We start from the raw sequence: 21,164 nt of genomic DNA, 5'->3' as shown, positions 1-21,164 counted from the left end.
TGAAGCGCTAAGAACAGGTTTGAATCTGACTTTAAAATAAAAAAGCCCTGCTAAAGTATAGCAAGGCTTTTCCTAATATTTACGTTAAGAAGCAGCTACTAGAAAGCTACATTCCATCTTGGTAATTTTGAGTTTTCGTCTAAGAAGTTTTGCAAAACCTGTCCTTCTACAGTGGTTGGAATTCCTTTTACATCTGCAGTAAAAGTTTCATACCAAACTACTTCAAGAGCGCTAATATTCTCTAGCTTCATTTGTGCTGGCCATGAATATTTTCTTCCGGTTTTTGCAAATTGGTGTCCGTTTACGATTTTGTCATATAAACCACCATTTTTACTTTTTAAAGTACCATCGTTTTGAACAGTTCCTGTAGAACCAACCATGATTAATTCTTTTGCATCTCCTTCAACTGCATAGACTACAAAAACACCTGCACCTGCTTCAGGGGCATTGCAAACTTGTTCTAAACTGTCTTCAATCGTAAAAGTAAAACTGTTGCTTACTTTAAATTTTTCTAATTCTTTGTACATATTTCTTTTTTTAGCTTCTAAGGTACTGAGGTTCTTAGCCGCTAAGTTTTTTCTATTTATACCCCAGCATTTTAAAATGTAAAAAAGTCTCAAGTAATATTGAGACTTTTTTTGGAATTTGTTATTTCAAATATTGGAGATTATCCAAGTACTTCTTTTACTTTTTTACCAATTTCAGCTGGCGAATCAACAACGTGGATTCCGTTGTCTCTCATGATTTGTTTTTTAGCAGCAGCTGTATCGTCAGAACCACCAACAATAGCACCTGCGTGACCCATTGTTCTACCTGCAGGAGCAGTTTCTCCAGCGATAAAACCAACAACTGGCTTACGGTTACCATCAGCTCTTACCCATTTAGCAGCATCAGCTTCTAATTGTCCTCCAATTTCACCAATCATAATGATGATTTCAGTTTCAGGGTCATTCATTAATAATTCAACAGCTTCTTTAGTTGTAGTTCCAATAATTGGATCTCCACCAATACCAATAGCTGTAGTAATTCCTAAACCTTGTTTTACAACCTGGTCAGCAGCTTCATAAGTTAAAGTTCCTGATTTAGATACGATACCAACTGTTCCTTTTTTGAAAACGAAACCTGGCATAATACCAACTTTAGCTTCACCCGGAGTAATTACTCCCGGACAGTTTGGTCCGATTAATCTTGAATTTCTTTCTTTAACATAGTTATTAGCTTTAATCATATCTGCTACAGGAATTCCTTCTGTAATAGCAATAATTACTTTAATTCCAGCGTCAGCAGCTTCCATAATTGCATCAGCAGCAAAAGCTGGCGGAACAAAAATGATAGATGTATCAGCTCCGGCTTGCTCTACAGCATCTTTTACTGTGTTAAAAACCGGACGATCTAAATGGCTTGTTCCCCCTTTTCCAGGAGTTACACCACCAACAACATTAGTACCGTACTCAATCATTTGAGAAGCGTGGAAAGTTCCTTCGCTTCCTGTAAATCCTTGAACAATTATTTTGGAATCTTTATTAACTAAAACACTCATGATATATATTTTATGTAGTTTTTAAAATTGTGATGCAAAAGTAAGGTTTTGTAACGTATTTTAACCTTTTTGTCTTCAAAAAAATTAAGAAAATTGACTCATTTGATAACCGCGATATAATTTATCATCTTTTATTTGCCAAATTGTCGCAAAATGAGCTAATAACATCTCTTCTCTTGGGTTTTCAATCGTTTTCACAAAATGAGAGTATCGGATTGAAACCAAGTCATCTTCTGCAATAATGTGACTAATTCTGACCTTAGAACGAACATAAGCACGGCTCAGTTCGTTTGCCATAGCGGTCATTGACTCATAATCCATCTCGATCAGTCCTTTAGTGCTGTTCCAATCCAACTTTACATCGGGATGTAGGTAAGTTTTCATGATTTCGCTATCAATTAAGGCATCTGATTTGTAAAATTTTTGAACAAACTCTTTTATAGACATATTACTTCAATTTATTTAGAATTTCAGGAATCTTTTTGATATTGGCCAATTGTTTTAACTTTTCTCTTGATTCTTCGATTGGAGTTCCGAAATAAGACTTTCCTCCTTCAACCGATTTGGTAACTCCCGTTTGTCCCATAATAACAGCTTTCGCTCCTATAGTGATGCCGCTGGTTGTTCCTACTTGTCCCCAAATTGTAACTTCATCTTCGATTACAACACAACCCGCAATACCTGTTTGTGATGCAATTAAACACTTTTTACCAATGACAGTATCATGTCCAACATGTACCTGATTGTCCAATTTTGTACCTTCACCAATAGTAGTATCACCGGTAACCCCTTTGTCAATCGTGCAAAGTGCTCCAATGCCCACATTGTCTTCAATTACCACACGTCCACCCGAAATCAACTGATCAAAGCCATCCGGACGTTTTTTATAATAAAACGCGTCGGCTCCTAAAATGGTTCCGGCATGAATCATTACATTGTCGCCAATTACGGTATGATCATAAATCGTAACATTTGGATGTATCAAACAATTTTTTCCAATTGTTACATGATTCCCAATAAAACAATTGGGCTGAATCACGGTACCTTCTCCAATCGTTGCAGAAAGAGCAATCGATACGCTGGTACCTTGAAAAGGTCTGAAATGTTTGGTAAGGGTATTGAAATCTCTGAAAGGATCATCAGAAATTAAAAGTGCTTTACCTTCGGGACATTCTACTTTTTTATTGATTAAAATAATAGTGGCTGCCGATTGTAAGGCTTTGTCGTAATATTTGGGATGGTCAACAAAAACAATGTCTCCAGGTTCAACGACATGAATTTCGTTCATGCCTAAAACTGGAAAGTTTTGGTCACCGATAAATTCGCAATCCAGCAAATTTGCAATTTCTTGTAAAGAGTGAATCTTTGGAAATTTCATATATTTATTTAGTTTTCAGTCTCAGTTTTCAGTCTCAGTTTTCAATCTGCATTAACAAACTGATAACTGCGACTGAAAACTGAAAACTTATAAAAACTACTCTTTTACACGCTCCATGTAAGAACCTGAAGCAGTATCAATTTTAATTTTATCACCTTCGTTGATGAATAACGGAACGTTTACAGTTGCTCCGGTCTCTACTGTAGCAGATTTTGTAGCATTTGTAGCAGTATTTCCTTTTACTCCCGGTTCAGCATAAGTAATTTCAAGAATTACAGATGTTGGCATATCCACAGATAAAGGGAGATCAGTCTCTGTATTAATCTGAACCATTACGTTAGTTCCTTCTTTCAACAATCCCGGATTGTCCAAGATGTTTTTATTCAAAGAAATTTGCTCAAAAGTTTCAGCATTCATGAAGTGAAATTCGTCTCCTTCAGCATATAAAAACTGAAAAGTATGTGTTTCAACACGAACGTCTTCGATTTTATGTCCTGCAGAAAATGTATTGTCCAATACTTTTCCTGTAGTTAAGCTTTTTAATTTCGTTCTTACGAAAGCAGGGCCTTTTCCTGGTTTTACGTGAAGAAATTCAATAATTTTATAAATATCGTGGTTGTATTTAATACATAAACCGTTTCTAATATCTGATGTAGATGCCATTTGTTTTTATTTTTTTTATTTTTTGTTGAATCGTTAAACCGTTTATTCGATCAAACGATTAAACAAATAAACAGTTAAACTTATTTTAATAATTTCCTGAATAACCTTTCATGATTCCTCGTGATGAATTTCGGATAAAATCTAAAATTTCATCTCTCTCAGGAGTAGCTTCCATTTCGGCTTCAATAATACTTAAAGCTTGCGTTGTATTGTAATTTTTCTGGTATAAGATTCTGTAGATTTCCTGAATTTCTCTGATTTTCTCAGTACTGAAACCTCTTCTTCTTAAACCAACTGAATTGATACCTACATACGATAACGGCTCTTTTGCCGCTTTTGTATATGGCGGAACGTCTTTTCTAACCAAAGATCCACCAGAAATCATAGCGTGATCTCCAATATGGATGAATTGATGAATCGCTGCCAAACCACCAATTACTGCGTGATTTCCAACTACAACGTGACCTGCCAGTGCAACTCCGTTTACGATAATGGCGTTATTCCCAATTTCGCAGTCGTGCGCAATGTGAGCATATGCCATAACCAGACAGTTGTTTCCAAGAATCGTTTGTCCAGAGGCAACTGTACCTCTGTTGATGGTAACACATTCTCTAATCGTACAATTATCGCCTATGATAGCAAGAGAATCTTCTCCTCCGAATTTTAAGTCTTGTGGTACCGCAGAGATAACCGCACCTGGAAAAATATTGCAATTTTTACCAATACGAGCTCCTTCCATGATTGTCACATTTGAACCAATCCAGGTACCATCACCAATAATTACATTATTGTGAATTGTTGTAAAAGGCTCAATTACAACATTTTTAGCGATTTTAGCGCCAGGATGAACATATGCTAATGGTTGATTCATATGTATTTTTTATATTTTAAATTAAAATAATCTAATTTGGGCAACAAACCTAAACAATAAAATTGATTAATTATTATTGTTTTCTTGCAATTTGAGCCATTAATTCTGCCTCGGTCACTAATTTCCCATTTGCGTAAGCATTTGCCTGCATATGACAGATTCCTCTTCTGATTGGAGAAATCAATTCACATTTGAAAATTAACGTATCACCTGGCAATACTTTGTGTTTGAACTTAACATTGTCAATTTTCATGAAATAAGTCAAGTAATTTTCTGGATCCGGAACGGTACTTAAAACTAAGATCCCTCCTGTTTGTGCCATCGCTTCTACAATTAGAACTCCGGGCATAACTGGTGCTTCCGGGAAATGTCCAACGAAGAAATTTTCATTCATTGTTACATTTTTCAAACCAACCACATGACGATCCGACATTTCGATGATTCTGTCAATCAACAAAAATGGAGGTCTGTGAGGAAGCATCGCCATAATTTTATGAATATCCATCAAAGGCTCCTGATTTAAATCGTAAACAGGAACATGATTTCTTTGTTCTATTTTAATGATTTTTGCCAATTTTTTAGCAAACTGGGTATTTACAAAATGCCCTGGTTTATTTGCTATAATTTTACCCTGAATACGAACTCCAATAAGAGATAAATCTCCAATTACATCAAGAAGTTTATGTCTTGCTGCTTCGTTTGGATAGTGTAAAGTAAGGTTGTCTAAAACTCCGTTTGGTTTTACAGATATTTCATCTTTTCCAAAAGCTTTCTTTAAATTCGCCATTGTAGCTTCAGAAATCTCTTTGTCTACATAAACAATTGCGTTATTTAAATCACCTCCTTTAATTAAACCATGCTCTAATAAAGATTCTAATTCATGTAAAAAACTGAAAGTTCTTGAACTTGCAATTTCTGTTTTAAAATCGGCAATACTTTTTAATGTAGCATTTTGAGTACCTAAAACTTTAGTTCCAAAATCTACCATTGTAGTCACCTGATAATCATCACTTGGCATTACAAGAATCTCGCTGCCAGTTGCTTCATCCGTAAACGAAATTACTTCTTTTACGACATAAACGTTACGGCTTGCGTCTTGTTCTTCTATCTCCGCTTTTTCAATTGCTTCAACAAAATATTTTGAAGAACCATCCATAATAGGAAGTTCTGAAGCATCTAATTCTATAATAACATTGTCCAGATCACATCCAACTAATGCCGCCAAAACATGTTCTGGAGTTTGAATTTTTACGCCTAGTTTTTCTAAATTAGTACCTCTTTGCGTATTCACAACATAATTAGCATCAGCCTCAATGACTGGCTGGCCTTGCAAATCTACTCTTACAAAAGTGAAACCGTTATTAATTGGAGCTGGTTTAAAAGTCATTGTAACTTCTTTCCCAGTGTGTAATCCAACGCCTGTTAGTGAAATTTCATTTTTGATGGTCTTCTGTTTAACCATTATTTCCATTTTTTGGGTTTATTATTTGTTTTTTTAATTCTTCTACTTCGGCAACTATTTTAGGCAGATTTTTGAAATGAACATACGATTTATTAAAATCGGTATATCCAAGAGACGGTGTCCCTTGTAATATTTCATCGTCCTTAATGTTTCTTGCTACTCCTGACTGAGCCTGCAATCTCACATTATTTCCTATTGTCAAGTGTCCTGCGATACCTACTTGCCCGCCAATCATACAGTTTTCACCAATTTTTGTAGAACCGGCCACACCTGATTGCGCTGCAATAACGGTGTTTTTGCCAATTTCAACATTATGTGCAATCTGAATCTGATTGTCTAATTTAACTCCCTGTCTTATGATTGTCGAACCAAGAGTTGCTCTGTCTATTGTTGTATTGGCACCGATATCAACGTTATCTTCGATAATAACATTACCAATTTGTGGTACCTTACTGTAAACTCCTTCTTCATTCGGAACAAAACCAAAACCATCCGCACCAATGATAGTGCCGGAGTGAATGGTACAATTGTTACCAATTATAGTTTCAGAGTAAATTTTAGCGCCTGCAAAAATATACACATTATCGCCAATAACAACATTATCGCCAATAAAACTGTTTGGGTAAATTTTTACATTATTACCTAAAATCACGTTTTGTCCAATATAACTAAAGCTTCCTAAGTACAAATTGTCTCCGTATTTAGTGCCTTCTGTTATATAAGACTGCGGTTCTATGCCGTTTTTGTTTAATTTAACCTGATTGTAAAACTCTAAAAGCTTAGAAAAAGAAGCGTAGGCATCTTCTACTTTTATTAAAGTTGTGGTAATTTCCTGCTCAGGCACAAAGCTATCATTAACAATAGTTACAGATGCTTTAGTCGTATATATGTGGTTGATATATTTTGGATTGGCCAAAAAAGTAAGCGATCCCTCCTCACCTTCTTCTATTTTAGATAATCGAGAAACTTCTACATTGGGATTCCCAACAACTTCTCCTTCTAAAATTCCCGCTATTTGTTCTGCTGTAAATTTCATTGCGACAAAAATATAAAAAATAGATTTTAAATGTTAATTTTAGATAAGTTGTTTTGGGAAACAGATGTAATATTTTGTTACCAATTTAGATAAAGACCTTAAATTCAGCTGATCAGATGCTTCTACAACATCTTCAATTGTTTTGTCTTTTTTCAAAATTCGTATCGGTTCAGCTTCTTTACTGTAGGCCTGATTTTTGATTTTCCCACCAAAAATAAAATAACCCGCTTCTAATTGTGTAATATGGTGTTCGTTAGCGAATTCTTCTTTCAGAGATTGCAATTCTTCGGCCGGTATTTTTTCTGCAGTAAGCTTAATTTTAAGCAAATCTCTGTTAATAAGCATTTTGCTTAAAGTGGAAAGAATAAAATCATCCTGTTTCTGCCAGGCCTTTAAAGCACTGATAATATCAAAATCATCAAGTTGAGAGAATAAATCTAATTTTTCGGCGTCAAAGTCCTCTAAAGTCACTCTGTTCTTCATAAAATACATAAGAGGCTCACTGCAAGGCAAAGACACTCCTTTTAAAGTCAGTTCTCTTGCTCTTTTCAGTACCCTCATCAAAATCAATTCAGCCACCAGACTCGTTTTATGCAAATAAGCCTGCCAGTACATCAGCCTTCTTGAAAGCAAAAACTTTTCGACTGAATAAATTCCTTTTTCTTCAATCACCAAAATACCGTCTACCACATTCATCATCTGAATTAAACGCTCAGAGTTGACATTTCCTTCCGCTACACCGGTATAAAAACTATCTCTTTTCAAATAATCCATTCGGTCCATATCCAACTGACTGGAAATCAATTGCAACATGAATTTTCGATGATAATCCCCCTTAAAAACCTGAATGGCCAGACTCAGTCTTCCTTCAAATTCTTCGTTTAACTGGTTCATAAACAACAATGAAATAGCTTCATGGTTCACATCTTCCACAATACTCTTCTCCATCGCGTGTGAAAAAGGGCCATGACCAATGTCATGCAGTAAAATTGCAATGTACAACGCATTCTCTTCTTCAGCTGAAATTGCAACTCCTTTAAAACGAAGTGTGTCTACAGCCTTTTGCATGAGATGCATACAGCCCAAGGCATGATGAAAACGTGTATGATTAGCACCGGGATAAACCAAATACGACAATCCCATTTGCGAAATGCGGCGTAAACGCTGAAAATACGGGTGCTGAATTAGGTCGTAAATAAGTTCGTTCGGAATGGAAATAAACCCGTAAATGGGATCATTAAATATTTTTAACTTATTGATATGAGTCACTATTTGGTTATTTTTAAGTCAACAAATATAAGTAATTAACTATAACGAAGTTTGCGTTTTTTGCTTAAAAATTGCTAAACCTTTAGTCTGAATATCAATTTAATAGCGATACCTTAAAAACTTATTCTGTAAAAATTACCATTCTCAATTCTGAAATTTATACTATTTTTAATACTTTTTAAGTTCTATACTTCTAAATTGCATTAAAATAAAAATCGTTTATGGACAAGATAAAAATACTTTGGGTCGATGATGAAATCGATCTTTTAAAGCCACATATATTATTTCTGGAGAAAAAAAACTACACCGTAACAACTTCTAACAACGGCTTAGATGCTATTGCTTTATTTGAAGAAGACAATTTTGATATTGTTTTTTTAGATGAGAATATGCCCGGAATGAGTGGTCTGGAAACGCTTTCTGAAATGAAAGAGAAAAAATCGGCAATCCCGATGATTATGATTACCAAAAGTGAAGAAGAATACATCATGGAAGAAGCCATTGGTTCTAAAATCGCTGATTATCTGATCAAACCGGTTAATCCCAATCAGATTTTACTGAGTTTGAAGAAAAACCTGGATCATTCGAGGTTGATTTCTGAAAAAACAACCTTAGATTACCAAAAAGAATTCAGAAAGATCTCTATGGAATTGGCCATGGTAAATTCTTTTGAAGACTGGATAGAACTCTATAAAAAATTGATTTTCTGGGAACTGGAGCTTGAGAATATTAACGATCAGGCGATGATTGAAATTCTTGAATCTCAAAAGGTTGAAGCCAATTCGCAATTCGGAAAATACATCGAAAGAAACTATGAAGACTGGTTTGCGCCAAAAGCAGACAAACCTATTCAGTCGCACAATTTGTTTAAAGAATTAGTGGTTCCGGAAATCAAAAAGAAAGACAAGCCGATTTTATTTGTCGTAATTGATAATCTTCGTTACGATCAATGGAAGTCCTTTGAAACTGTGGTTTCTAATTATTACAAACTGGAAAAAGAAGTACCTTATTTTTCTATACTTCCAACAGCTACGCAGTATGCGCGTAATTCTATTTTCTCTGGTCTGTTACCAATAGAAATGGAGAAACAATTTCCGCAGTACTGGAAAAACGACGTAGAAGATGGTGGTAAAAACCTGTATGAAGCCGAATTTCTTTCAGCACAACTAAAGCGTTTGGGTTTAAATATTAAGGAAGATTACTTTAAAATCACCAACTACGCCGGCGGAAAAAAACTGGCAGAAAACTTCAAAGCTCTAAAAGGCAACGATTTGGTAACTGTTGTGTATAATTTCGTCGACATGTTGTCGCATGCCAAGACCGAAATGGAAGTTGTAAAAGAATTAGCCTCTGATGATAAAGCGTATCGTTCGCTCACGTTAAGCTGGTTTAAAAATTCCCCTCTTCTGGAAATTATTCAGCAGGCGCAGCTGTTGGGCTTCAAACTAATTCTAACCACCGATCACGGTACTATTAATGTAAAAAATCCTTCGAAAGTTGTTGGAGATAAAAATACAAGTTTAAATTTGCGCTACAAAACCGGGCGTAGTTTAACGTACGAGCAAAAGGATGTTTATGTGGTAAAAGAACCTAAAGTGATTGGTTTGCCTGCCATAAACATGAGCAGTTCGTTTATTTTTGCTAAAAATGATTACTTTTTAGCTTATGTAAACAACTACAATCATTATGTGAGTTATTATAAAAACACCTATCAGCACGGAGGAATTTCATTAGAAGAAATGATTATTCCGTTTTTAGTATTTAATCCGAAATAAAAAGATTTCAGTCGCAGTTTTCAGTTTTCAGCAGAGACTGTGAACTGTGACTAATTAAAATAAACAAGAAATGAATATCGTTTTTTCATTAGATCAAATCAAAGAAGTAGCAGAGCAAATTTTAGCCTCAAATCCAAAAAAAATCATCCTTTTTAATGGAGAAATGGGTGCTGGGAAAACTACTTTAATCAAGCAGTTGTGTAAAAGCCTGGGAGTTCAGGACGCGACCAGCAGTCCAACTTTTTCTTTAGTTAACGAATACTATACTACTAGTAATCAAATTATTTATCATTTTGACTTTTACCGATTAAACAAAGAAACCGAAGCTCTGGATATGGGTGTTGATGATTATTTGTACTCTGGAAACTGGTGTTTTATAGAATGGTCTGAAAAAATAGCGAATCTGCTTCCGGAAGAAACTTCTACAATTTCAATTGAGTTGCAGGCAGACGGACAGAGAAAACTTGAATTAAATTAATTACACAAAGATTCACATAAGCAGTAATAAAAATGCTTAACGAATTTTTGAGAAACAAGATTGAAAATGAATACCCAGGACACAGTCGAAATAATTCCTTTCTCTTCCGATCTGAAAGAGCATGTAAAAATCTTAAATATAGAATGGCTCCAAAAGTATTTTAGAGTTGAAGAAAGAGACCAAGTGGTCCTTTCCAATCCACAGGAAGAAATTATAGACAAAGGCGGATTGATTTTTTATGCCAGATACAAAGGTGAAATCATTGGAACGGTTTCTTTGATGAAAATTAATGATACCACATTTGAATTGAGTAAAATGGCGGTTTCAGATAAAGCACAAGGTCTTGGAGTTGGAAACAAACTATTAGAACACTGCATGACCGTTGCCGAAAACAATAATATCAAAAAGCTATTCCTGTATTCCAATCGCATACTGCTTCCCGCGCTTCATTTATATGAGAAATTTGGTTTTATTGAGGTTCCTTTGGAAGATGTAAGTTATGAAAGAGCAGATATAAAGATGGAGAAAATTCTGTCTTAATTCTTAAACAAGTATTAGCAGAATTTTTACATTGATTTTAAAACTTTTTACGTAATTTGTACTCTTAATTTTTCGCACCACCCATGTCAATTACCTTAACCCCATTTACGAAACAGCAATTGTTGCCACAAGAAGAAAAACTTGAAATTGGCCGATTCAAAAGCGAGCTTTTTATAGGAATTCCTAAAGAAACGAGTTATCAGGAACGTCGTATTTGCCTGACACCGGATGCAGTAAACTCTTTGACCTATGAAGGTCACAGAGTAATGATTGAGGCTGGAGCAGGAGAAAGTTCAAGTTATACAGATAAAGAATACTCAGATGCCGGGGCTGAAGTAACAAAAGATACTAAAAAAGTTTTTGGATGTCCGTTGTTGCTTAAAGTTGAACCCCCGACAATAGCTGAAATCGAAATGATTAATCCGGAAACGATTATAATTTCGGCCATTCAGTTAAAAACGAAGAAAAAGGGATACTTTGAAGCTTTGGCTCAAAAAAAGATCACAGCACTTGCTTTTGAATATATTAAAGACGAAGACGGATCCTATCCTGCAGTAAAATCATTGAGTGAGATTGCCGGAACAGCTTCTATTTTGATTGCTGCCGAATTAATGATCACAGATGAATTTGGAAAAGGTCTTTTGTTTGGAAACATTACCGGAGTCCCTCCTACTGATGTTGTCATATTAGGAGCCGGAACTGTTGGTGAATTTGCTGCCAAAACGGCTATAGGTCTTGGTGCGAATGTTAAAGTTTTCGACAATTCGATTACCAAACTACGCCGTTTACAAAACAACCTGAACCAACGCATTTTTACATCAACCGTTCAGCAAAAAGCCTTGTTAAAAGCTTTAAGACGTTGTGATGTTGCGATTGGTGCTATGCGTGGCAAAGAACGTTGCCCGATTATTGTTACGGAAACCATGGTGGAACACATGAAAAAAGGTGCTGTAATTGTCGACGTGAGTATTGATACCGGCGGATGCTTTGAAACTTCGGAAGTTACCACTCATGAGAAACCAACTTTTATTAAAAGCAATGTTCTTCATTATTGCGTACCTAATATACCTTCACGATACTCTAAAACAGCTTCGTTGTCCATAAGTAACATTCTGACTCCTTACTTGCTTCAAATAGCGGAAGACGGTGGCTTGGAAAGCGCGATCAGATGTAATAAAGGATTAAAAAACGGAATTTACCTCTATCACGGAATCCTTACCAACAAAGCAATTGGCGAATGGTTCGATTTACCGGATAACGATATTAATTTACTTGTATTTTAAAGGAACTTTAGTGTACCTTTGCAAAAAAAATATTTCATGAAGTTCGTACATCGTTTTGCTTATTATTTGATTGGTTTGGTTATAGGATGTTTTTTTGTAGCCCTTGTGTTCAGTGGAAAAGATACACGTTGCAATTACTTTCCAAACGCCAGAGTTTTAAACAATTTACGTACGAAGCCTTTTCAGTATTCTGATAAAGCAATTCAAACTTTAAATGAAAAATGGGTTGACACTGCTGATATTAAAAGTACACTGACTTATGGAGATGTTGATTTTGATAAAAGCAATGTACCGGCAAATAAAGGAAAACTTTACATCATTGAAGGTAAAACCGCTAAAAACCAAGAGATTATATTAAAAGTAGTTAACTACGAGGATAAAGCGATTCTAGAGGATATTATCAAAAAAGATAAAGAGTAATCACTGTTATCTCCAATAAAACTTTATTGGTTATTGTTTTTTTTACAACCATTCAATGGCTTTTATTCCTTTAGATTTCAGAAATTCATTTGTTTTACTAAAATGCTTGTTTCCGAACCATTTTCCCTGGTTAGCACTCATTGGTGAAGGATGCCCGGATTCTAGAACACAATGTTTTGAACGGTTAATTTTAGCCCCTTTTTTCTGAGCAAAGCTTCCCCATAATAGAAAAACAACATTCTCTTTCTGATCAGAAATAGCTTGAATTACAGCATCCGTAAACAAATTCCATTTCAGATGTTTGTGACTGTTTGGACTATCTTTACGAACGGTTAATGAAGCATTTAAAAGTAAAACGCCTTGCTGTGCCCATTTTTCAAGATTCCCTGAAGTTGGCATAAAAATAGAATCGAGATCATCATTTAATTCCCGATAAATATTGCGCAGTGATGGTGGAATTTTGACCAAATCATTTACAGAAAAGCTCAAACCATTGGCCTCTCCTTCTCCATGGTAAGGATCCTGTCCAATAATGACTACTTTTAAGTCTTCAAAAGCACAGCTGTTAAAAGCTGAAAAAATCAATTCTTCTGGTGGGTAACAGGTATGTGTCTGATATTCTGTTTCCAGAGCTGCTGTTAAGGCTGTAAAATAGCTTTTTGAGTTTTCTTCTTTAAGTACCGCTTCCCAGCCTGGAGAAAGATTGATTTTCATTTTTTGATTTTTATTACAAATTACGCAAAGTTTTCTTCAAAGTACTAATTAATAGTGCTATTTCGTTTTAAAACTTTGTAACTTTGAACCTTTACAACTTACGATATATAATGATATCTATTACCGAAAAAACATTACAAGATTTACAATTTCCAACAGTACTCGAAACCATTTCTGCAGGCTGTAATACTGATATTGGAAAAGAAAAAGCTTTACAAATAACTCCTTTTAGAGATAAAGAAACATTTATGCAGGCTTTAATGCAAACATCGGAATATGTTTCCTCTTTTCAAAATAACAATGCCATTCCCAATCATGGGTTTGACGCGATCACGCACGAAATTAAGTTTCTGGCTATCGAAGATAGTTTTCTGGAAGTGGGTAGCTTTAGAAAAATTGCAACCCTTTCTTCAACCTCCAACTTTTTATTAAATTTCCTTAAAAAGTTTGATGATTATTATCCGAATCTAAACGCCAGAGCTTCACGTGTTGAATACACCAAAGACATCGTAACGACCATTGATGCAATTGTAGACAAATACGGAGAGATCAAAGACAATGCTTCGCCGGCTTTACTAAGCATTCGACAAAACATGAATTTGGTTCGTGGTAAAGTAAATCAGAGTTTTGGAGTAGCCCTGACGCAATACAATAGCCTTGGTTATTTGGATGATATTAAGGAAAGTTTTGTACAAAACCGTAGAGTCTTAGCTGTTTTGGCCATGTACCGCCGAAAAGTGAAAGGTTCTATTTTAGGAAGCTCAAAAACCGGAAGTATTGCTTATATCGAACCCGAAGCTACTTTACAATACTCGAGGGAACTGGCAAATCTGGAATACGAAGAGAAAGAAGAGATTACCCGAATTTTAAAACAGTTGTCTAACGCGATTCGACCGCACTTACCTTTGTTAATCGAGTATCAGGAATTTTTAAGTGATATTGATGTTGTTGCCGGAAAAGCAAAATACGCCAATAGAATCAACGGAATTTTGCCTGCCATTACCGAAGAAAGAAGATTGTTCTTCAGAGAAGCATATCATCCTATTTTATACCTGAACAACAAGCAGAAAAACGAAGTTACGCATCCTCAGACTATTGAATTAAAGCAAGACAACCGAATTATTGTTATTTCAGGACCAAATGCGGGGGGGAAAACTATTTCCTTAAAAACAGTTGGTTTGCTGCAATTGATGTTGCAATCAGGAATGTTGATTCCGGTGCATGAGCGAAGTGAAACATTCTTGTTTGACAGAATTTTAACGGACATCGGAGATAATCAATCTATTGAAAATCATTTAAGTACCTATAGTTATCGTTTGAAGAACATGAATTACTTCCTGAAGAAGTGCAACAAGAAAACCATGTTTTTGATTGACGAATTTGGTACAGGTTCTGATCCTGAATTAGGAGGTGCTTTAGCAGAAATATTTCTTGAAGAATTTTACCATCGTGAAGCTTTTGGAATTATTACCACGCATTATTCCAACCTGAAAATTCTGGCCAACGAATTGCCTTATGCAACCAATGCGAATATGATGTTTGATGAAAAAACATTAGAACCGATGTACAAGTTGGCGCTGGGACAGGCCGGAAGTTCGTTTACTTTTGAAGTCGCGCTGAAAAATGGAATCCCTTTTGGATTGATTAATCGTGCCAAAAAGAAAATCGAAGTGGGTAAAGTTCGTTTCGACAAAACCATTGCTACACTTCAGAAAGAACGTTCCAAGCTTGAAAAAACATCTCTTAATTTAAAAGAGGAAGAAACCAGGGCTCGTGAGGAAAGCAAAAAGATGGAAAACATCAATGTAAAAATCAAGCAAAAATTGGAAAGCTATCAGGAATTGTACGACAGCAACCAAAAGACGATTTACATAGGTCAAAAAATAGAAGATATTTCAGAGAAATACTTTAACAATAAAAACAAAAAAGAGCTTATTGGGGAGTTTTTGAAAATTATAGAAATTGAAAATTCAAAACGTAAAAAAGCTACTCCGAAAGAAGTCAAGGCCATAATCGAAAAGAAAAAAGAAGTAATTGCCGAGATTACGGTAAAAGTGGAAGAAATTCGAAAAGAGAAAAAAGAGAAGAAACTTAAACCTGTAATCGAAAAACCAAAACCAATTTTAAAAGTTGGTGACAGAGTCAGAATGCTTGACGGAAGATCTGTTGGAAGTATTGATGCCATCGAAAAAAATAAGGCAACTGTCAACTACGGAATTTTTACTTCAAAAGTAAGTTTGGATGAATTGGAATTGGTGGAAGCTGTTAAAAAGTAAATTTTGAGCTCTAACCCTGTTTTTGAACCTTTGAAAGTTTAAAAAATAGGCAAAAATTAAAATAAAGCGATTTACACAACGATTTCTTAAAAGACAGTTATGAAGATGGATATTTTTCAAAAACAGCTTACATTTAATTTATGAAAGCTGTTTTTGATTTATAAAATTTATTGATTTTATTATTTTAATAAACAAAACTAATACGGAGTGATTGTCATCATTTTTGATATTCCCTGAAACTTAAAACCTGAAATTTTTCGTCAAATGCAAAATCTTCCAAAAAACAAAAAAATAATCCTCTTTGACGGTGTTTGCAATTTATGCAACGGTGCTGTTCAGTTTATCATCAAACATGATAAAAAAGATAATTTTCGTTTTGTGGCTTTGCAATCTGAGTTGGGAATTGAAATTTGTCAATATATTGGTGTGGATCAGAAGAAAATAGATAGCATTATTTTATACGATCCCGGTGTTGCCTATTATCTTAAATCATCTGCCGCAATTGAAATTGCCGATAACTTTGGTGGAATTTACAGCTTGCTTTCTGTTTTTAAAATTTTACCTGAAAAACTTCGAAATTACCTTTATGACTATGTTGCGAAAAACCGTTACAAATGGTATGGCAAAAAAGAAAGCTGCATGATTCCGACTGTGGAATTGAAGGCTAAGTTTCTTTAAAATTCAAATTCCAAAATTTTCAAATTTCAAATTCCAATATTTAGCGCAATCTTTGTCACTTCGACGAAGGAGAAGTTACATTCGAAAATCGACAAAGATTGAAGAAATACTTTATGGAGTTTCTAGTATGATTTCTCGTTCCTCGAAATGACACCTGGTTTGTAGTAATAAAAATTCCAAATTCCAATTCTTAGCGCAATACTTGTCACTTCGACGAAGGAGAAATCTCATCCGCAAATCGACAAAGATTTACTGTAATAAAAAATCCCAAATTCACGATAATTGGAATTTGGGATTTTTTTTATTGAAAATTTAGACTTTATTATCTAATCAATTTTCTGTATTTTAAACGTTTTGGAGTTAAATCACCACCTAAACGTTTCTTTTTGTTTTCTTCATAGTCAGAGAAACTTCCTTCAAAGAAATATACTTCTGAATCACCTTCGAAAGCTAGTATGTGTGTACAGATTCTGTCCAGGAACCATCTGTCGTGAGAAATAATTACAGCACAACCAGCAAAATTCTCTAAACCTTCTTCAAGTGCACGTAATGTATTTACGTCAAGGTCATTCGTTGGCTCATCCAGTAAAAGAACGTTTCCTTCTTCTTTCAATGTCATCGCTAAGTGCAAACGGTTACGCTCTCCACCTGACAACATTGATACTTTTTTGTTTTGCTCACCACCTCCAAAATTGAAACGTGATAAGTATGCTCTTGAATTTACCTGCTTACCTCCCATCATCACCAATTCCTGACCGTCGGCAAAATTCTCCCAAATCGATTTGTTCGGGTCAATGTTTGAGTGTGACTGATCTACATAAGCGATTTTTACCGTTTCACCAACTGAAAATTCCCCGCTGTCAGTAGCCTGCTCTCCCATAATCATTTTGAAAATAGTCGATTTACCGGCACCGTTTGGTCCAATGATTCCAACAATACCTGCTTGTGGCAAAGTAAAGTTCAGATTGTCGTATAATAATTTATCTCCAAAAGCTTTGGCTACATTTTTTGCTTCTATCACATTTGTACCTAAACGTGGACCATTTGGAATGTAGATTTCCAAGTTTTCATCCAATTGTTTTTGGTCTTCATTTAATAGTTTGTCGTAGTTCTGTAAACGAGCTTTTTGTTTAGTCTGACGACCTTTTGCTCCCTGACGAACCCACTCCAACTCGCGCTCTAAAGTTTTTCTTCGTTTAGAAGCAACTTTTTCTTCCTGAGCCATACGGCTTGATTTTTGATCCAACCAAGAAGAATAGTTTCCTTTCCATGGAATACCTTCACCTCTGTCTAACTCTAAAATCCAACCTGCAACATTATCTAAGAAATATCTATCGTGAGTTACTGCAATTACAGTTCCTGCATATTGTGCTAAATGCTGCTCTAACCAAAGAACTGACTCAGCATCAAGGTGGTTGGTAGGCTCATCCAGTAACAATACATCGGGCTGTTGCAACAACAAACGACATAAAGCTACACGACGACGCTCACCTCCTGAAAGGTTTTTGATAGGCGTATCTCCCTCCGGAGTACGTAACGCATCCATCGCGATTTCAAGTTTGGTATCAATTTCCCAAGCTCCAAGAGCATCAATTTTATCTTGTAAAGCCGCCTGACGATCCATTAGCTTGTCCATTTTATCCTGATCTTCGTAGTTTTCAGGTAAACCAAACAAATCATTAATCTGATTGTACTCTTCAAGAACAGCCATAGTTTCAGCAGCTCCTTCACGAACAATTTCGATTACAGTTTTAGAATCATCAAGAATTGGTTCCTGCTCTAAATAACCAACGGTATAACCTGGTTGAAAAACAACATCACCCTGATAGTTTTTATCAACTCCGGCAATAATTTTTAAAAGTGATGATTTTCCTGAACCATTAAGACCTAAAATACCAATTTTAGCTCCGTAAAAGAAACTCAGGTATATATTTTTAAGAACTGGTTTGTCTGCTCCCTGATAGGTTTTACTCAATTTTTGCATTGAGAAAATTACTTTCTTATCGTCTGACATATTATGTTTATTGTTATTAGTTTATTTTTTAATTTGATAGTGCAATTGACGGTGAATTAGACTCTTCCTTTCAAAGCGTTAAAAACCCAGGCGATAGAGAAAAAACCAACTCCAACTGCAACAAATCCCCAACCGGAAACGTCTCTGTATCTAAAAGCGCCAAGACCTATAAGTAACAATCCCATAAGTACCATTATAAAAGTAGCCCATCCTAAAATGGTATTTTTATTCATTCCCATAATTGCGTTATTAGTATTTTAAAAGTAGTATTTTTTTAGAGATGCAAATATCGTGAATTTTCGTAAATCTTAGACCGTTTTTTGTACAACATATTTTAAAATTGTTTTGCACAAAATATCAGGATTTATTGGCTTGTCTAGTTTTTCTAAAATTTTAGCCTTCTGAAAATTATTACTGCATATATTTTCTGAAATAGCTGTCAGCGCTACGATTGGTATTTCAGGTTTTAAACCGCTAATAATTTCTGATGCTTCAAACCCATCCATAACAGGCATCATAATGTCCATCAGTATTATGGCGTATTCTTTTTCTTTTACTTTTTCTATTGCTTCAAGACCGTTATTGGCCACATCACATCTAAAACCTTTGCTGATTAAAATTTTACTGGTTAACAGCTGATTTATTTTATTGTCTTCCACTAACAAAACTTCAATATTTGGGAGCTCCTCTTTTTCTTCCTGATGATTTGCAAAACAGGATTCATTTTGAATTTCTTTACAAATGTCAAAATCAATTATAAATGAAAAAGTAGTTCCTTTATCCTTTGTAGATTTAACTTCAATCGTACTATTGAAAAGTTCTAAGGTTTTTTTGATAATCGACAACCCCAGTCCACTCCCGCCATAATTAATATTGATTTCAGTGGATTCCTGTATAAAGGGTTCGAATATTTTATTTTGAACGCTTTCTGAAATTCCAATTCCTGTATCAGAAATCTCAAATTTAACACTGGCTTTATCGTTGTTAACGTTAATCAGTGCTGCTTTTAAAGTTACTGTGCCATTTTTTGTAAATTTTGTAGCATTTGTCATCAGCTCCATGATAACCTGAGTGAATCTTATTTCATCACTCTTTAAAGTCTGTGGAATTCTGTCATCAAAATCAAGTAATATGGTATTGTTGTTCGTCGTATTGATTTTAAACATTTCAATAACAGCGGTCAATATCTCTTTAAGATTAACATCTTTAAACTGTAAATTAATCCTATCGTCTCGTTTTAGATTTTTAAAATCTACTATATTATTGATAAAGCCTAAAAGGTAATCGGAAGAAAAGTTTAAGTTTTTAATATAGTCTTTCTTAAGTTGTTCCGATTTTTCGTTTTCAAGTAAGTAGGCTGTTCCTCTGATCGTATTTAAAGGAGTTTTTAATTCATGAGTTACCACATCAAGAAAATTATCTTTTATTTTTGAGGCCTCATTTAGCTCTTTGTTTATTTTTTCTAACTCTGAATTTTTCCTCTCCAAAATCAAATTAACCTTCATTTTATACTGATAGGCTCTAAATTGAATCATAAATAACACGATGAGTATTGTAACTAGCAGCAATGAAAAAAAGAGCAGATAATTTTTATAAGATTCACTTACACTTTCGAGTCTGGCTTCATTAATTTTTCTCCTATTTTCAATATTTTTTATTTTTAAAGTATTATTCAATTTGTTTGACTTTTGAATAAGCCTCATTCTGTATTGATTGAGTCTGATATACTTTGATACTGAGATTTGATAAAATTTTGTTGCAGTTGCCAGATCGCCGGTATTGTAATAATACATTGCCTTTAATTCATTCAGCTTTGCGTCATAAGGAACTCTTCCGTCAGCGTAGGGTACTTGAGTTTTCTCTACAAGTTGCAGATACTTATAAACGCTATCATTTTCTTTCAGGTGGTAATAATCTTCGGAAATGAAGAGGTATAAATTGGGAATCTTAAAATTATTCTTCTTCGAGGTATTGCTTTTTTTAATGTTTTCAAGCGAAATCATAGCAAAATCTATCGATTTCTTGTAGTCTTTATGGGACTTATAGTAGGCCGAGAGGTTGTAGTTTATGTTGATATTGTCCTCATTGTTGCCATATTTTTTTATTAATCGTTGCGCTTTCAAGTCGTACTGATGAGACAATGACTTGCTGCCTTCGTAATATCTTAAATCGCCAAGGGCTTCGTACAATAGCGCCAATTCCCGCTTGTTATGGTGTTTCTTTAAGATCTGAAAATTTTCAAAGAGATACGCATTCGGGGTTCCAAAACTTCGTAAATAAGAGATCAGCTTGATACTTTCTCTGTGAAAAAGCAAAAGACCTGCAGTATCTTTTCTTGACTTTAAGGAAGCTTCTGTTGCATTTAAGAGTTTAAGCCCCGAAAGATGATTTTGAACATTCTCCGTTCGGATTAGTTTTTTTATACTATCAATCTTTGACACTATAGCATCAGGGTTTGTTTTTAAGAGTATTTGAGACTGGGCATAACTCTTAAAAACAGTAGATAGGCAGACAAATAACACAAGAATGATTTTTATTCTTGTATTGCATAGGTTTAAGGTAGATGGGGTCACCGAATTGTTTTATGTAAATATTCGGGAAATATAACAAAATTACATTGTCTTTGCTAAAATTATAGTCAATTAATTATATATTATTATGGTAAATCTCTTATATAATTGTGTCTGTTTTGAGTATTTAGTAAAGAAAAAGCCAAATACTCTTCATTAATCAGGATTTTAAGCAGCTCTAGTTCACAGGAATAAAT

The 21,164-nt window shown here is 34.7% G+C and carries 20 protein-coding genes; 7 read left to right on the top strand and 13 right to left on the bottom strand.

Features of this window, described 5'->3' with window-relative positions; translation table 11 throughout:
* Window positions 1-98: 98 nt before the first annotated feature.
* The 9 genes from ACN1CN_RS00905 to ACN1CN_RS00865 form a co-directional block, all read right to left on the bottom strand.
* Window positions 99-527, bottom strand: coding sequence for a hypothetical protein (locus ACN1CN_RS00905; RefSeq protein WP_419134309.1), 429 nt, complete (start codon window positions 525-527; stop codon window positions 99-101).
* A 140-nt stretch (window positions 528-667) separates the two neighbouring features.
* Entirely contained in the window at window positions 668-1,540 is an 873-nt protein-coding gene (gene sucD, locus ACN1CN_RS00900) for a succinate--CoA ligase subunit alpha (RefSeq protein ID WP_017497509.1), read from the bottom strand.
* Between the two features lie 84 nt (window positions 1,541-1,624).
* On the bottom strand, window positions 1,625-1,987 hold the full coding sequence (locus ACN1CN_RS00895) for a nuclear transport factor 2 family protein (protein WP_319800533.1): 363 nt from the start codon (window positions 1,985-1,987) through the stop codon (window positions 1,625-1,627).
* A gap of 1 nt (window position 1,988) precedes the next feature.
* A complete protein-coding gene (locus tag ACN1CN_RS00890; protein ID WP_419134308.1) occupies window positions 1,989-2,918 on the bottom strand; it encodes a UDP-3-O-(3-hydroxymyristoyl)glucosamine N-acyltransferase in 930 nt (309 codons plus the stop codon).
* A gap of 96 nt (window positions 2,919-3,014) precedes the next feature.
* Entirely contained in the window at window positions 3,015-3,581 is a 567-nt protein-coding gene (gene efp / locus ACN1CN_RS00885) for an elongation factor P (protein WP_264523956.1), read from the bottom strand.
* 85 nt (window positions 3,582-3,666) lie between these two features.
* Complete coding sequence (lpxA, locus tag ACN1CN_RS00880) at window positions 3,667-4,452, bottom strand: acyl-ACP--UDP-N-acetylglucosamine O-acyltransferase (protein WP_017497513.1); 786 nt, start codon at window positions 4,450-4,452, stop codon at window positions 3,667-3,669.
* 73 nt (window positions 4,453-4,525) lie between these two features.
* Entirely contained in the window at window positions 4,526-5,914 is a 1,389-nt protein-coding gene (locus ACN1CN_RS00875; RefSeq protein ID WP_264523957.1) for a bifunctional UDP-3-O-[3-hydroxymyristoyl] N-acetylglucosamine deacetylase/3-hydroxyacyl-ACP dehydratase, read from the bottom strand.
* Window positions 5,907-6,950 (bottom strand): UDP-3-O-(3-hydroxymyristoyl)glucosamine N-acyltransferase, encoded by a 1,044-nt coding sequence (lpxD, locus tag ACN1CN_RS00870; RefSeq protein WP_264523958.1) that lies wholly within the window; start codon window positions 6,948-6,950, stop codon window positions 5,907-5,909. The genes ACN1CN_RS00875 and lpxD overlap by 8 nt, the downstream gene beginning before the upstream one ends.
* 39 nt (window positions 6,951-6,989) lie before the next feature.
* The gene (locus ACN1CN_RS00865) at window positions 6,990-8,219 is read right to left on the bottom strand and encodes an HD domain-containing protein (protein WP_264523959.1); all 1,230 of its coding nucleotides are present in this window, start codon (window positions 8,217-8,219) and stop codon (window positions 6,990-6,992) included.
* A gap of 221 nt (window positions 8,220-8,440) precedes the next feature.
* Here ACN1CN_RS00865 and ACN1CN_RS00860 point away from each other — a divergent pair, with 221 nt between their 5' ends.
* The 5 genes from ACN1CN_RS00860 to ACN1CN_RS00840 all read left to right on the top strand — a co-directional run bounded on the left by ACN1CN_RS00860 (window position 8,441) and on the right by ACN1CN_RS00840 (window position 12,715).
* Complete coding sequence (locus ACN1CN_RS00860) at window positions 8,441-9,994, top strand: PglZ domain-containing protein (RefSeq protein ID WP_419134307.1); 1,554 nt, start codon at window positions 8,441-8,443, stop codon at window positions 9,992-9,994.
* Between the two features lie 70 nt (window positions 9,995-10,064).
* On the top strand, window positions 10,065-10,472 hold the full coding sequence (gene tsaE, locus ACN1CN_RS00855; RefSeq protein ID WP_419134306.1) for a tRNA (adenosine(37)-N6)-threonylcarbamoyltransferase complex ATPase subunit type 1 TsaE: 408 nt from the start codon (window positions 10,065-10,067) through the stop codon (window positions 10,470-10,472).
* 66 nt (window positions 10,473-10,538) lie between these two features.
* Entirely contained in the window at window positions 10,539-11,012 is a 474-nt protein-coding gene (locus ACN1CN_RS00850; RefSeq protein WP_419134305.1) for a GNAT family N-acetyltransferase, read from the top strand.
* 83 nt (window positions 11,013-11,095) lie between these two features.
* Window positions 11,096-12,295 (top strand): alanine dehydrogenase, encoded by a 1,200-nt coding sequence (locus tag ACN1CN_RS00845; protein WP_264523962.1) that lies wholly within the window; start codon window positions 11,096-11,098, stop codon window positions 12,293-12,295.
* 36 nt (window positions 12,296-12,331) lie between these two features.
* On the top strand, window positions 12,332-12,715 hold the full coding sequence (locus ACN1CN_RS00840) for a DUF4258 domain-containing protein (RefSeq protein ID WP_419134304.1): 384 nt from the start codon (window positions 12,332-12,334) through the stop codon (window positions 12,713-12,715).
* Between the two features lie 42 nt (window positions 12,716-12,757).
* Here ACN1CN_RS00840 and ACN1CN_RS00835 read toward each other — a convergent pair whose 3' ends face one another.
* Entirely contained in the window at window positions 12,758-13,429 is a 672-nt protein-coding gene (locus ACN1CN_RS00835) for a uracil-DNA glycosylase (protein WP_419134303.1), read from the bottom strand.
* Between the two features lie 110 nt (window positions 13,430-13,539).
* On the opposite strand from ACN1CN_RS00835, the gene ACN1CN_RS00830 reads away from it, so the two are divergent.
* Together ACN1CN_RS00830 and ACN1CN_RS00825 are read left to right on the top strand one after the other, a co-directional pair.
* A complete protein-coding gene (locus ACN1CN_RS00830; RefSeq protein WP_419134302.1) occupies window positions 13,540-15,705 on the top strand; it encodes an endonuclease MutS2 in 2,166 nt (721 codons plus the stop codon).
* A gap of 264 nt (window positions 15,706-15,969) precedes the next feature.
* Window positions 15,970-16,383, top strand: coding sequence for a thiol-disulfide oxidoreductase DCC family protein (locus ACN1CN_RS00825; protein ID WP_419134301.1), 414 nt, complete (start codon window positions 15,970-15,972; stop codon window positions 16,381-16,383).
* A gap of 322 nt (window positions 16,384-16,705) precedes the next feature.
* On the opposite strand, the gene ettA is transcribed toward ACN1CN_RS00825, so the two are convergent.
* From ettA to ACN1CN_RS00810, 3 genes are all read right to left on the bottom strand, one after another.
* The gene (gene ettA / locus ACN1CN_RS00820; RefSeq protein WP_419134300.1) at window positions 16,706-18,397 is read right to left on the bottom strand and encodes an energy-dependent translational throttle protein EttA; all 1,692 of its coding nucleotides are present in this window, start codon (window positions 18,395-18,397) and stop codon (window positions 16,706-16,708) included.
* 56 nt (window positions 18,398-18,453) lie between these two features.
* Entirely contained in the window at window positions 18,454-18,636 is a 183-nt protein-coding gene (locus ACN1CN_RS00815) for a CAL67264 family membrane protein (protein ID WP_173968319.1), read from the bottom strand.
* 69 nt (window positions 18,637-18,705) lie between these two features.
* Window positions 18,706-20,919, bottom strand: a complete 2,214-nt coding sequence (locus ACN1CN_RS00810; protein ID WP_419134299.1) for a hybrid sensor histidine kinase/response regulator — start codon at window positions 20,917-20,919, stop codon at window positions 18,706-18,708.
* Window positions 20,920-21,164: the final 245 nt, after the last annotated feature.

Origin of the sequence: Flavobacterium sp. T12S277 (assembly GCF_048514875.1) — a bacterium.
In the GTDB taxonomy this organism is placed as follows: domain Bacteria; phylum Bacteroidota; class Bacteroidia; order Flavobacteriales; family Flavobacteriaceae; genus Flavobacterium.
The sequence above is the reverse complement of the archived record's forward strand: the minus strand, read 5'-3'. Positions and strand labels throughout refer to the sequence as shown.

Excerpts from the sequence above, each read along its gene's own strand:
- ACN1CN_RS00905 (WP_419134309.1), bottom strand. The coding sequence starts at position 527 with ATGTACAAAGAATTAGAAAAATTTAAAGTAAGCAACAGTTTTACTTTT.
- sucD (WP_017497509.1), bottom strand. The coding sequence starts at position 1,540 with ATGAGTGTTTTAGTTAATAAAGATTCCAAAATAATTGTTCAAGGATTT.
- ACN1CN_RS00895 (WP_319800533.1), bottom strand. The coding sequence starts at position 1,987 with ATGTCTATAAAAGAGTTTGTTCAAAAATTTTACAAATCAGATGCCTTA.
- ACN1CN_RS00890 (WP_419134308.1), bottom strand. The coding sequence starts at position 2,918 with ATGAAATTTCCAAAGATTCACTCTTTACAAGAAATTGCAAATTTGCTG.
- efp (WP_264523956.1), bottom strand. The coding sequence starts at position 3,581 with ATGGCATCTACATCAGATATTAGAAACGGTTTATGTATTAAATACAAC.
- lpxA (WP_017497513.1), bottom strand. The coding sequence starts at position 4,452 with ATGAATCAACCATTAGCATATGTTCATCCTGGCGCTAAAATCGCTAAA.
- ACN1CN_RS00875 (WP_264523957.1), bottom strand. The coding sequence starts at position 5,914 with ATGGTTAAACAGAAGACCATCAAAAATGAAATTTCACTAACAGGCGTT.
- lpxD (WP_264523958.1), bottom strand. The coding sequence starts at position 6,950 with ATGAAATTTACAGCAGAACAAATAGCGGGAATTTTAGAAGGAGAAGTT.
- ACN1CN_RS00860 (WP_419134307.1), top strand. The coding sequence starts at position 8,441 with ATGGACAAGATAAAAATACTTTGGGTCGATGATGAAATCGATCTTTTA.
- tsaE (WP_419134306.1), top strand. The coding sequence starts at position 10,065 with ATGAATATCGTTTTTTCATTAGATCAAATCAAAGAAGTAGCAGAGCAA.
- ACN1CN_RS00850 (WP_419134305.1), top strand. The coding sequence starts at position 10,539 with ATGAATACCCAGGACACAGTCGAAATAATTCCTTTCTCTTCCGATCTG.
- ACN1CN_RS00845 (WP_264523962.1), top strand. The coding sequence starts at position 11,096 with ATGTCAATTACCTTAACCCCATTTACGAAACAGCAATTGTTGCCACAA.
- ACN1CN_RS00840 (WP_419134304.1), top strand. The coding sequence starts at position 12,332 with ATGAAGTTCGTACATCGTTTTGCTTATTATTTGATTGGTTTGGTTATA.
- ACN1CN_RS00835 (WP_419134303.1), bottom strand. The coding sequence starts at position 13,429 with ATGAAAATCAATCTTTCTCCAGGCTGGGAAGCGGTACTTAAAGAAGAA.
- ACN1CN_RS00830 (WP_419134302.1), top strand. The coding sequence starts at position 13,540 with ATGATATCTATTACCGAAAAAACATTACAAGATTTACAATTTCCAACA.
- ACN1CN_RS00825 (WP_419134301.1), top strand. The coding sequence starts at position 15,970 with ATGCAAAATCTTCCAAAAAACAAAAAAATAATCCTCTTTGACGGTGTT.
- ettA (WP_419134300.1), bottom strand. The coding sequence starts at position 18,397 with ATGTCAGACGATAAGAAAGTAATTTTCTCAATGCAAAAATTGAGTAAA.
- ACN1CN_RS00815 (WP_173968319.1), bottom strand. The coding sequence starts at position 18,636 with ATGGGAATGAATAAAAATACCATTTTAGGATGGGCTACTTTTATAATG.